General features: G+C 58.5%; 9 protein-coding genes. 5 read left to right on the top strand and 4 right to left on the bottom strand.

The window, feature by feature from the left end:
• The first annotated feature begins 197 nt into the window (after positions 1-197).
• Positions 198-809 carry a hypothetical protein gene (locus ACSAMQ_RS01995; protein ID WP_435394036.1) on the top strand — a complete coding sequence of 204 codons (612 nt, stop codon included), beginning with the start codon at positions 198-200 and terminating at the stop codon, positions 807-809.
• 150 nt (positions 810-959) lie between these two features.
• Here ACSAMQ_RS01995 and ACSAMQ_RS01990 read toward each other — a convergent pair whose 3' ends face one another.
• On the bottom strand, positions 960-3,542 hold the full coding sequence (locus ACSAMQ_RS01990) for a reprolysin-like metallopeptidase (RefSeq protein WP_435394035.1): 2,583 nt from the start codon (positions 3,540-3,542) through the stop codon (positions 960-962).
• A 665-nt stretch (positions 3,543-4,207) separates the two neighbouring features.
• On the opposite strand from ACSAMQ_RS01990, the gene ACSAMQ_RS01985 reads away from it, so the two are divergent.
• The 4 genes from ACSAMQ_RS01985 (at position 4,208) to ACSAMQ_RS01970 (ending at position 7,717) form a co-directional block, all read left to right on the top strand.
• Positions 4,208-4,627, top strand: coding sequence for a nuclear transport factor 2 family protein (locus ACSAMQ_RS01985; protein WP_435394034.1), 420 nt, complete (start codon positions 4,208-4,210; stop codon positions 4,625-4,627).
• Positions 4,628-4,860: 233 nt separating this feature from the next.
• Complete coding sequence (locus ACSAMQ_RS01980; RefSeq protein ID WP_435394033.1) at positions 4,861-5,544, top strand: hypothetical protein; 684 nt, start codon at positions 4,861-4,863, stop codon at positions 5,542-5,544.
• Between the two features lie 113 nt (positions 5,545-5,657).
• On the top strand, positions 5,658-6,335 hold the full coding sequence (locus ACSAMQ_RS01975; protein WP_435394032.1) for a hypothetical protein: 678 nt from the start codon (positions 5,658-5,660) through the stop codon (positions 6,333-6,335).
• 8 nt (positions 6,336-6,343) lie between these two features.
• Positions 6,344-7,717, top strand: a complete 1,374-nt coding sequence (locus tag ACSAMQ_RS01970; RefSeq protein ID WP_435394031.1) for an XVIPCD domain-containing protein — start codon at positions 6,344-6,346, stop codon at positions 7,715-7,717.
• A gap of 129 nt (positions 7,718-7,846) precedes the next feature.
• Here the strand turns inward: ACSAMQ_RS01970 and ACSAMQ_RS01965 are convergent, their stop codons facing one another.
• From ACSAMQ_RS01965 to ACSAMQ_RS01955, 3 genes are all read right to left on the bottom strand, one after another.
• On the bottom strand, positions 7,847-8,089 hold the full coding sequence (locus tag ACSAMQ_RS01965) for an XAC0095 family protein (protein ID WP_435394143.1): 243 nt from the start codon (positions 8,087-8,089) through the stop codon (positions 7,847-7,849).
• 173 nt (positions 8,090-8,262) lie between these two features.
• Positions 8,263-8,907, bottom strand: a complete 645-nt coding sequence (locus ACSAMQ_RS01960; RefSeq protein WP_435394030.1) for an NAD(P)H-binding protein — start codon at positions 8,905-8,907, stop codon at positions 8,263-8,265.
• Positions 8,908-9,153: 246 nt separating this feature from the next.
• Positions 9,154-12,201, bottom strand: coding sequence for a metallophosphoesterase family protein (locus ACSAMQ_RS01955; RefSeq protein ID WP_435394029.1), 3,048 nt, complete (start codon positions 12,199-12,201; stop codon positions 9,154-9,156).
• Positions 12,202-12,316 lie beyond the last annotated feature (115 nt).

Genomic DNA, 12,316 nt, shown 5'->3' with positions numbered 1-12,316 from the left:
GCGGTTGCGGGAGGCGCTCGGGGGAGTAAGGACTGAGGTCGAACGCCCCGGGTTTTCCGCGGCGTTCTTTATGGATCGAGTCGGGCCGAGTCGCAAGCGCCGCGCCACCGATGGGCAGTGCGCCCGTGCCTTGCCAGTGGATCGAGCCGAAGATAGATTCGGTGGAGCTCATCACCGAAAACCGACAAAGGACCGTCATGATTTCCGCACCGTCGCCGATCACAGCCGCAAGAACCTCCATGCGATCCCGCCTTGCTATCGGCATGGCCATCGCATTTTGCGCTTCCACTTGCGGCGCCTACGCGCCGGACGAAGACACCTATGCCTTCCATGAGGCCATCCAGGCCCTGACAGCCATCGACGTGTTGACCGTCGGATCGGTCGACCAAGCCCTGTTCACTCGATTGAGCAAGGAATTGGATAACGGCTCGTTCACCTCTTACACCGCTCACAAGGGTGAATTCGCCAACCTGCCCATCAGCGAGGTCGAACTGCGCTGCCGCAACGGGGCCCCTGGAGACTGCCTTCTCAGCATAGAACTTGCCCGGCCGGGCCCAATGCCCGAGGTATTCGTCGAGACCTTCTGGCCGACGAGCGAGTTCACTCTCGCCAGTCCCCATGGGTCCGGATCGAGGAGCTACTGGAGCGTCCAGCAAGGACGCGATCGCATCAGCGTCGGCCTCCTCTACACCGAAGAACGCATCACTGCACTCGTGATCGACCGGATTCCGCCGCGCGCCAACCCGTCGCCTACACCGTTGACGCCGCTACCGCCGCTACCGCCGGAAGAGGTGCTGCCAACGCGATAGAGTCGATTCATCGTACGAGACGGACCAACGCCCCGTCGAAGCCGGGAGCCGTCGCGCGGAGTCCAGGGCAGGCATTGCGGGTCGGGATTCTTGAATGCCGGACAGAAGAACGCCGCCTCGAGGGCGGCGTTCTTCGTTACGCGAGCCGGGTTACTTGTTCTTCGGCACCAGCACCGTATCCGAGTCGCTCACGTCGTTGCCCGAACCGTCCTGGGCGGTGTAGGTCGCGGTATAGATGCGGCCGTTGCCGTTGCCGGCGCGCTCGCCGCGCAGGTCGAACTGCAGGTCGGGCGTGCCGATGGCGGCGTTCTGGATGTCGTTGACGGTGTCGCCGTCGGCATCGCCGTTGTCGGGCTCGTTGCTGGTCACGCTGGTCAGGACGTAACCGACGCCCGGGCAGTTGTCGCTGGCGACCACGCTGGCCCAGATCGGCACCATCTTGTGGTTCGGCGGCCACAGCTGGCTGGGATCGAGGCTGACGTCGATGGTCGGCGGGGTGTCGTCGACGATCTGCGCCAGCGCGGTGTCGTTGGTGGACAGGCCGCAGGCGTCCTGCGCGGTCACGCTGACGGTGAGTTGCGCCGGCGAGCCGGTCACATCCGACACCACCACGCTGCCGCTCACGCCGACTTCGGTCGAGGAGACCTGCTGGATGTTGATGCTCGGCGTGCCCAAGGTGAAGTTATTCGCGCCCTTGATCAGGTCCACATCGACATCGCTGGCCAACACGCCGCAGGTGTCGGTGGCCTGGGCGGTGAACTGCACGGTGAACCGGCATTGGTCGTCGACCGCGCCGCCGGCCGTGGCGACGGAAACCGCCGGTGCGGTGTTGCTGACGCTCAGGTCCTGGTCGTTGATGTCGAAGAAGATGTTGCCGACCGACTGCAGCTTGATCCGGTTGTCCGAACCCGAGGCGCAGGGCACCACGAACGAGCTGGCACCGTCGTTGCCGGTGGAACCGATCAAGGTGGTAGCGAAGCTCTGCCCGCCGTCGCTGGAGAACAAGGCGCTGACCTGCGGTGCGATCGAGCCGCCGCCGACCTGCCAGGTCAACGGCACCGTGCAGCCGGCGCTCAGGCTGCCGCTGTTCGGCGAAGTGATGAAGAACGGATCTCCCACCACCTGGATGTGCATGCCGTCGTAGGCCACGCCACCGCCGCCCATGCGGTTGTCGCGCGCGATCAGGCGGAAGTTCATTTCGCGATCGACCTGCGGCAGGATTTCGCCGGCGCGGGTCACGCCGTCGAGCAGGTCCTGCAGGTTCGGGATGATGCGCGAGCTGGACGCGCCCGGGGGCAGCGAACGCACCAGCGGGCCGTCGCCGGGGTCGGTGTTGATCGGCCGCTGGGTCACCGCGCGGTCGTACTGCTCCCAGTTGTAGGTCAACGCATCGGCATCGCTCGCCGAGCCGCTCAGCTCGAACGGGGTCCGCCGCGGGATCGTGTAGTCCCCGCCGGCATTCACGTTCGGCGGCAGGTTGCTCGTGTTGACCAAGGTGCCGCAGGTGGCGCCGTCGCCGGTGAACACGTTGGTGACGATCTCGTCGAAACTGCGCGAGTGGAAGTACGAGCCGGCGCCGATCACCGAGGTGTCGACATCGTCCGTACCGCAATTGCCGTTGTACGACATGCGGGTGGTGCCGCTGCCCGGCTCGTAGCCGCTTTCGCTGTCGCCGGCCAGGAACTCGTTGAGGGTGCAACTGCCGTCCGCACCGGTGAAGGTGTGGCGCGCGCCGAGCTGGTGGCCGACTTCGTGCGCGAGCAGGCCGCTGGCGCTGTTGGCGCCGTTGTTGCCCATCTGCCCTGCCCCGCGCGCCTTGTGCAGGGTGTCGTTGGCGGTCTGGCAGACGACGTACCAAGCGCAACCGCTGGCCCCGTTGCCCGCGCGCGTGGCGAACAGGAAGCCGAGGTCGTAGTCCGCATCGTCCAACACCACCTTGTTGTTGTCGCGATTGGCGTCGCGCAAGGTGCAGGGGCTTTGGGTGTTGTCGAACGGGTCGGTGTCCGGGTCGCTGTAGATCACATCGTCGCTGGCATCGGCGATCACCAGGCGCACGCTGACCTCGGGCTCCAACACCGCATTGGCGCCGGCCAGGTCGGCGACGATGGACGACCACACATCGGCCAGGCCACCGCCCGCATCGCGGGCCTGGTAGAACTCGCCGGTGGTCGACGCCGCCAGCCGATAGATCCGCAACTGCGTGCCCGCCGAGACCTTGGCGTTCTGCTTGATCTGCGACACCAGCGCGGCCGAGAAGCGCGGCGGCACCGGCTCGTGATGGTGATCGTCGTCGCCCTGGTGGAAATCGTTGGCGCCGTCGGTGCGGTCCTGGTCGCGATAACTCAGGTAGACGCGGCCGTTGGCGGTTTCGACCGGCTCGACGCGCAGGATGCCGTCGTCGGTCTGGCCCGAGATGAACACACCGCGCGTGCCGACCGTGATATGGCCGGTGAAGCCTTCGCGCTCATCCTCGAACACGTAGGTCTTGATCTGCGGGAACTGCCCCGCCAGGTTCGGCCCCAGCAACTGGCTTTGCGCCAGCGCGATCTGCACGAACCCGCCGCTGGCACGCGGCAGATAGATCTGCGTCTGCGGCGGAATCGGCCCGAAGGTCTCGCGCGGCGTGCCGCGCAGGCGCGCTTCGAGCATCATCGCGTCCAGCGTCAGCGGCACATAGCCGGTCGGCGCCGGAAAGCGCTCGGGCAACTGCACCGCCGGCAGGGTTTGCCACATGCCGTCGGGCGAAGCCCCGCCGTTTACCAACATGGCCGCCGCGGCCAGCGGATTCGGCGCGAAGGCCGCACCCGCTGCGCCTGGCGAGCCGCTCGCAGCGGCGTCCTGATGCGTGTCCACGAACGAAGGCGCCGAGATCCGGCTCGCGAACGCGAGCGCAGCCAAACCCAACGCGATCAGAGAAACCGCGGCCCACCGCTTGGGGCCGCGCCGGAACGTCGAATGGGTAGTCATGACACAGGTCCTGGTCATTAGGGGATGCCCGCATAGCCCCCAGGGGCAGTCCAAGCGCTACACCGGCATGGGGGACAACGCGGGCGCAACGCGGTGCCGGACAGCTTCTGGGGCGCAGTCGATCCGCGCCGCCTGTTCAGGCGATGAAAGGCAGCTATTCATGGCCGTCGCTCACAACCGATCCACTGGGCCATGCCGATCGCATCGAGGCCTCTGCCTCGACGGCCGAGGCGAGTGGCACCGGAAGAACCGCCTGAATGGCCGTTGCGTCGTGGCCGTAGGGGCGACAAGGTGGCGCCGATCGGCCGCCTATCCCGCGTCGCCGCGGCGCCCATCGGCCGAGCGGCCACGCGGCATCGCGCACCGTGCGCGACGGACGGCCCGCCGATCACGCCCCTTCCGTATTCGCTTCCAGCCTACCCGGAGCCGCCATGAAGCTTGCCGTTCTGCTTGCCCTGTTGACCGCACCGGCGTTTGCGACGGACCTTCCGCCCGACCTCGCCGAAGCGGTCGCCGCCTACGACCGCGCTCAGATCCGCAACGACACCGACGCCCTCACTCAACTGGTCGAAGACGACTACGTGCTGGTCAACTCCAACGCCTCCGTCGAGAACAAACAGCAGTTCCTCGCCGACTTCCATCTGCCGGGATTCAAGATCGAACCTTACGTATGGCAGGAGCGGGTACAGAAGGTCTGGGGCGACGGCGCCGTAATCGGCGGCCTGCTGCATCTGAGCTGGACCCAGGATGGCCGGCATCAGACCCGCAAGTTGCGGGTGTCGTATGTCTGGGCCAAACGCAACGGCCGCTGGCGTGCTACCTATGGCCAGGTCACCCGCGTCCCTGAGTGACCTGTGATCGCACGAATAGACCTTGGCCGCGCCGTGCTCGCCGCATCGCCAACCATGGAGCAGCTCAGAGGGTAGGAGCGGCGCAAGCCGCGACCGCGCGGCGTCAACGTGCGCCGTCACTATCAGGGCCTCGTCCAAACTTCCGACCAATCCAAACGCTTGCGCAACTCTCTGTTGCGCTTGCAACCCGGCCCGGCTTCGAGAACGCTAGCTGCCTCTCCGCGGAACCGGCCATGGCCCTGCTCAACTCCCAGATCCGGCTCGACACACGCACAGTCGGTTGCGCGACCCTGAGCGTGTTCCTCGTCGCCTGCAGTCCCGCTTCGGATATCTCGGCCGCGCCGTCTTCTGCCTCTTATACCGGCGAAGCCCCGCCCGCGGTAGCGTCCCATTCGGCTTCAGAACGCCAGCGCCCTACCCGCATATCGACACTAGGGATTTACCGGGTTTCACCCCACCTAAGTGCTCAGCAAGTCGAGTCGATCGTCTTCGACTTGATCGGCAATATCCGCAGCAAGGCCGACTTGACCGAAGTGCGCATCGAAGCGTTGACCGGGCTACGTCTGCATCGCTTGGACAGCCGTAACGCGGCCTACGCCAAAGGTACGACCAGCGAAGGATGGCGATTCGCCATCGGCATCGAGCGATTCGCTGTCGACGACGCCAGGCTCGAAATTGCGACGCTGCCCAAGAAGCAAGGCGACAGTAGCGGCCCTCTTACCTGCACGCTGCCCTTCGACAAGTTCCGAAATAAACTGGATGCCGCCAATTTCCGCAGCGACAGCTCGACCGGACTGCACGGGAAAGCGCCGAACTGGCGTTTCTCCAAGAACGAGCAAGTGGTCCACGTGGACCTTTACCAACCGAGCCGCTCGATCGCGGCGGCATCGAGTGCATCGATCACATCTCGGTCGTGATCGACTGAGCCGTGAACTGATCCGATAGGCGGCAGCGATTGCGCAACTCCCAGTTGCTCTTGCAACCCGACGCCAGTTCCATGACCCTAGCGGCATCTTGCCGGAACCGGTTCATGGCCCGACTCATCGCCCAGATCCATTTCGACACACGCACATTCGGTTGCGCGATCTTGTGCTTGGCCCTCGTCGCCTGCGGCTCCCCAGCGGAGGTCTCGGCCACCGCACCGCTGCCCGATCGACCCGATCAACCGGCATCGCTTTCCAGCCCCAAGGCTCAGCCTGTGAAAGACACACCCAATGCACCGGCCTCAGCGCCAAAGCTGAGCAAGAAAGAGTTCGAAGAAAAGTTGTTCGCCCTCATCCAGGGCATTCAAGCCCCAGACGACCTGAGCAAGGCGCGAGTCGAAGCGCTGACGCAACTTCCCTTAGTTGCTACCGAAGTCGACGGCACCTGGGACGCACAGGGATATCTTGAATCTGGCTCACCCTACTCCTTCGGCTTCAATCAGTACGCCCCCGACGACAAACGAGTAGTGATTCGCCTGCCAGATGAAAAGCAATACGACCCGCATCGGCGCCACTCATGCATATTCGCTTTGACTGGCCTGCACGACAAACTGAAGGCGGCGGGCTATCAGGACAGTGAGTTCCCTGGTCCGGACAACAAGCCGCAAGCATGGCAGTACTGGAAGGATCAACAATCGCTGCTAGTGGATTACACCTACCACTCGACATCCGAGGAAGGTAGGTGCATCCATGCCATCACGATAGAGATGATTATTAAGGATTGAAGACAGCCATGGACCGGCACGACTCACCGTTCCACGAATTCGGCAGAAACGGCGCCACGCAGCAGCAACTTGAGCTAATCGCCAAGACTATCGCTAGTTCCCCCAAGTTGAACCGGGAACTCACCCAAGTCATTGACTCAGGCGATGTACTGCGCCTGCGAAAACTCGATGAAGGCGCTTCGGCGGATGGAAGTTACGACTCCACCCACCGGACGCTTAATCTCAGTTCCCGTGTATTGGAGCGCCCGCCTACACGCGCCACCATGGATCGCCTCGCGGCTGTGATGGGCCACGAAGTTTCTCATGCGACGCAACGAGAAGATGCCTTCTCCGCCGGGGCCCGCTTTACCGAACAGATCCAAGAACTGGCTCAAACCAACGCCGCAAAGCGCGACTACACCGCTATCGTCGCAAGCCACATCCAGAACGATCGCAAGCAAGAAGCCTTGGCCGAACTGAACGGCTTGAATACATTAGCCGATCGGATGCGTAACGCGGGGCTGCCGCTCACGCGCGAATCTTTTGCAGACCGCGCGCAAGACCTTGTCTCATGCGTGACGAAGACACCTACGAGATTGGATCCGCGCATACATTTCGATACCAGCACCGGAACAATCCCAGTTGATGCTCGGAATATCGAAGCCGTGGCCAGCTGTTTCTACGATATCGTTCGCACAAAGGGCGAGTACCGGTACGACTCAGCGGCCTACGCAATCTCGATAATTGCACAGAAAGAGTTCGAGGCACGCAGACTCGATCCGGACCGATCGCCGACCGGCGCGGAACTGGATTTGAAATCGCTGGGCATCGACCCGCAAAAGCTGCAAGCCCACACGTTCGACCTAGGGCCGATGCGCGATGGCCCGTTCTATCTGACCGACATCAGCGGTCCGCAAAAGCAGATCATCGAGATCCAGCATTCCGCGAAAAGGCAGGAAGAGTCGAAACACCTGCGAGGGCCCACTACAGCACAAGACCCGACCCACCTGGATCACCAGTTGTACCGGCAAGCCATCGACGGTGTGGCGGCCTTGGACCGTGCCATAGGAAAAACTTCGGATGCGGGCAGCGAGCGACTGGCCGCGAGCCTATTGGTGCTGGCCAAGGAAAATGGCCTGCAGCGCATCGACCATGTCGTCCTGAGCCAAGCTGCACCGGGTGCGCGTCCGGGCGAAAACGTCTTCGTCGTACAGGGAGAACTGAACGACCCAGCCCACCTGCGCGCGCACATGAAGACGGACCAAGCTACGGCGAAGCCCGTCGAGGCATCGTTCCAGCAAGTGGAAACGGTGAATCAGCGCCAGAGCGAGCAGCAATCCGAGGCTCAACAGCTCACAGCCGCGTTAGCCACGGAGCCGGCTCGCACTGGATTTTCGCGTTGATCGCAACGAACTCAGGACCGCGGACGCCGTGGAATCGTCGCTCAGGCAGCCGCTTGGCCGTTTTACCGAATGAATCCGACATCCTTATCTACCCCCCAAAGACGGCGCCTATGCAAAGTGGCCCACCGGTTATGGCTCGGACCGGCTGATCGTCTCGGCAATCCGGTCCAGGTCATCGGCTAAGCGATCGAAGCAGTGGGCTAGCGCCTGCGCTGAGAGATAGACCACGTCGGGGCCACACTCTCCCTGCGGCTCGGTGAGCTGGGCGAGTAGCCGCAACTGGTCGCGGGTTTGGATAAGTGCATGCAGGGCAGTCGTTGGCAACGAGTGACAGCACGACGTTGGGTGGGCTACGGAGTTTGCACTTTGCATTTTGTGCGCACCTTTCTTTCGGTAGGCGAACACTACAAGTGCATCGACGATATTCAAAACTAGAATATTCGACGCAAACGAAATGAGATGCGGAAGAGAGTTAGATTGATTTCCCGCTCAACGAGCCTGCACCGTTTCCCGACGCAGGCTCCCGAGCTCAGGATCGCGGAAGCTTAGCGCCACATTGAACCGGACAGCAGGATGGTCCGGCTTTGGGCCGACGGCACCGCGGAGAGCAGAGCCGAGGCGACCGCCGACGCGTCGATGGGTTTGTAGTTCGCCGGGATCAGGAACCCCACCACCTTGCCGAGCGCGGAGCCCAGCACCTCGCCCTGCCGGGTCGGTTGCCCGAGGACCTCGCGGTCCCCAACCAGCAACGATGGGCGGGCAAAGGCCATGCCCTCGAACGGCATCGCCGCCAATGCGTCCTCCAGCTCGCCCTTTACACGACTGTAGAACACCTTCGACTTGGAATCGGCGCCCATCGCGCTGACCAGCCCGACCCGCTTGGCGCCCGCGGCGAAAGCCGCCATCGCCACCGCTAGATTGGCGTCGTAGTCGACGGCGCGAAACGCCGTCTGGCTGCCCGCGACCTTGATCGTCGTACCCAGGGCCAGATACACCTCGTCCGCGTGCGGCAGATCAGGCAGTACGGTGAAGTCGACGACGTGCGCCGTCAATTTGGGGTGCGTCTCTACCGGCATTCTGCGGCCGAGGCTGTGCACCGCGGCTACGCTCGGGTCCGCCAACAGCCCGGCGAGAATCTCCCTCCCCACCAGGCCGGTTGCGCCTGCGACGATGACGGTGCGGCTTGGCATTGCGAACTCCAGACAGCGAGCTGAGATTCTGCTCAGGTTGCGGCTAGGCCACATAAATCGTAGAACTACCGCGATAACCCGCGATAGGCCACATCGTCCGTGCCTCCCGTGGAAATGACTCGGCTTTTTTCCCTGATACTTAGCGTACCAGCCCGGCTTCGTCCCTCGGGTTGGCCCCGTCATACGGCTCTAGAGCAGAAGTGCCCCATTGGATGGGATAAAACATATCCGGCACGGCCGACGCTCTCAATGCCTAGGCAGTTTTCGCTGCTCCAAAAACTGAAATGGTCGCGCGTTAATCTTGAAGCGATCCAGCACTGCGCGCTTAAGTTCATCTCGAACAGGAAACAAATAGAAACGCCGTATAATAAAACGCCTAAGCACAGAGTTAGGCAAAACAGCCCCCTTTTGCAGTGCATCAGCTTCAAAATCCAATATTTCCTTTTTTGGAAAATCAGAAAAATGCTCCAAATGAACAATCAACTTAATTAACTTCCTAGTATTAGAACCATCCAATACATCATCAATTGTCAATGCCAAGTCCTCGGACCCTATCGCATTTGCAATTTTAATTAATGTACCGGTAGTCAAGCTAGACATCATCGCCGGCAAATAATTTTCGAGCTCATTTGCAACCTCCGAGTCCGTCATGGCGGGATTTTCAGATTTGATTTGCAACCCTCTAAAAAAAACCATTTCATCGCCATGCGCAGCGATCATGCTATTAATAAAATCCATAACTCTTAGACCTAAGCCAACACAGGCCTCGGCCATCTGCTGCTTTTCCTCGCTTTCAATTTCACCTGCATGATTTCTAAGTACCTGACCAAGAACCTGCAGAGTCTTGAACGCAGCATTCATCAAGAGCGCATCATCAATACGTGCCTTTAGACGATCTTCGGCGACCTTTGCAAGTTCCTCGGTCGCCTTCTCATCATCGTACTCATCGAGCTGTCGCTGCTCCAACTGAGAGGCTTTATTGCCTTCGAATAGTATCTGCCTGATCTCCATTGGCTTATATCTATCGAGGACACTGCTCCTCGAGAAAAGATCCGCCTCAACATAAGAATCAAACATTCGAGATGCACTAAGCAATATCTTATGAGCAATTTTTGGATTGCGCCCTAAATGTGCAAGGAAAAGAAGCACATTGGCATTTTTCTCAGTATGTACCATGCCAACAAGAGCATCAATTCTCGACTCGAGATCGTGCCAATCCATCTGAGAAAGACTTCTAGCTAGAAAATAGTAATGGTGGTAGGGATATCGAAAACATACCCGCCCACCTTTGTCTTCTAAAATTTCAGCGCCAACCAACTGCCCTTGTAAAGAGTTTAGGGGCAACTTCAACTTAAAGCGCTGACAATGCTCCACATGGAACGTATCAAACTCGGCCTGCTCAAGATCGTCACTTTTCCTTTGATCCAACAGCTTTGCAAGCGCGGTCAAGTAAGTCATTGACGTAACCAAATTGCAATCAGTAACCTTATTACTTAAAGCCTGAGCAATCAAAGACTCATACAGAAAACCATGAGACCCGCTTTTAACTACAGTATTTAGATCCTGAACAAGCTCAGCCCGCTGAAGAATGATAAGCACAAAAATCGGGACGGCTGGAATCAGATTTCTTCCCAGCGTTTCGTCAACAACCTTTAATAACTTAGCAGCAGTCATCTTTAGGTCATCGATATCTCCTACACCGTCGTGGCCGATCATAAGCCACCGCTCAATTATTTCCAGCCGATGATGCTGCGTACAAGGAATTATCTCGAAGACTTCCGAATCGATGAAATTCTCATCGCGCAGGAATTCGCTTAATGCAACCTCAATTCCAGGATGCGAACCGATAGCTATATAGACTTTCCCGAAGTGTTGTCGCAAGGCACGAAGCCCTTGCAGGCATCCAGTTTCTATCTTAGTCAGATCGAAATCATCAATTAAAAGGACCTTTTCTTTCATGTCCAATTTCTTGTAGTCAGCTCGCCACCTCTTCCCATAGAGCTGATCAATAGCATCATTAATTCGATCTTCCAAAGCCCCGGATCGCCACGACGAAATTGAGGATGCGCTCAACAGAAGCGGATGACATCCTTTCTTTCCAAGCTGCATTGCCAGCATCTTGAGGAGACTCGTCTTACCAGCTTGATCGCCCCCTTTTAGAACGCAGACTGAAGTAAATCTTGATTCAAAAATTAACTCATCAGCCCCAATAGAAAGCCCATCCCCGATCAGATTTCCTGTGTCTTTCTCTAGATTCCCACGCTTAAGGAGTGGCCAAACAAATATATCTTGTAGCGTTACAACATCCTTACGCCTATGGGAAAAATTGGCCCCAGCCATATTAAGAAATCTAAAGCCATCAGCGGATATTGATAACTTTCGATTGCCATTAGCAACAGGCCATTGAATAAAATCATCACGAGACTTCTCCACCCACGATTCGTATGAGCCACCTCGCCATACATATGATCGCGGGCAAAACCCTTTCTCGTTATCTATGAGAATCGTTTGAAACGCGCTATTTTCACCCCCCTCATACAATACATGCCCCCGCAGATATGTTATAGCGGAATCATCATAGAGATCACTTACTTGCTGCGCCCACAGCTCATGCTCGTGCCCCATTAAGAATAAGTCGCCAGTCATAGCTGCATACTGAGCGAGCTCACGAGCGTTATCCGGCATCAACCAGCCGTATGGATGATGCATTACAAATATAGTTTTCACATTCTCTTTTACATCAACATCCGGAACCGGAATAAAAAGCCTGCCGGGATCCTCTTTAATAGTAGACATAACGGAGGAATTTAGCAGGACATATCTAACATTTAACTCTGAAAATTCGACAATGGCGCACCATTTATTTATATAATTCAGAGGAGGGCTTACCTCGATTTGAAACTGATAGAAGCCATTCAACACCGATGCCAACTGATTCACAATTTGATCAGATATCGACTGCGGCTTCGCCCTCGCAACAGAAAGCAATGCGTCGCGAACGCTCTGATCTTCTGCGAAATCACAATCGTGATTTCCTGCCGAAATAAGAAATTTCGGATCAAATCCGAGGCGAGCGACAACGCGACCCTTAAGTCTTGAGAACAAATCACGTGCCACATCGAAATCTTTCGGTGCAGTCTTATTAGCGATATCACCGGAAAGTACTATGTGCAGAGCTGACACAGCAGTCATCGGCGAAAGAGCAGCATCTATTATTAATTCTGCTCGGTCACAGAAGGCGCTTGATTTTTCATCCAGATGCACATCAGTCAAATGAATTACGAGTAGCGACATCCCCTGCTCCTTTTTTGATTTTATTAAAACCTACCACTCATCAAACCTAAAACGATAGATCTCTACGGCATGCTTTACGTAAAAAACATGCTTTACCGGTCACACCCCTTCGCGT

The organism is Lysobacter sp. 1R34A, assembly GCF_051217035.1.
Lineage (GTDB): Bacteria > Pseudomonadota > Gammaproteobacteria > Xanthomonadales > Xanthomonadaceae > Lysobacter.
Note: the sequence above shows the minus strand (reverse complement) of the source record. Positions and strands in the feature narration are given on the sequence as shown.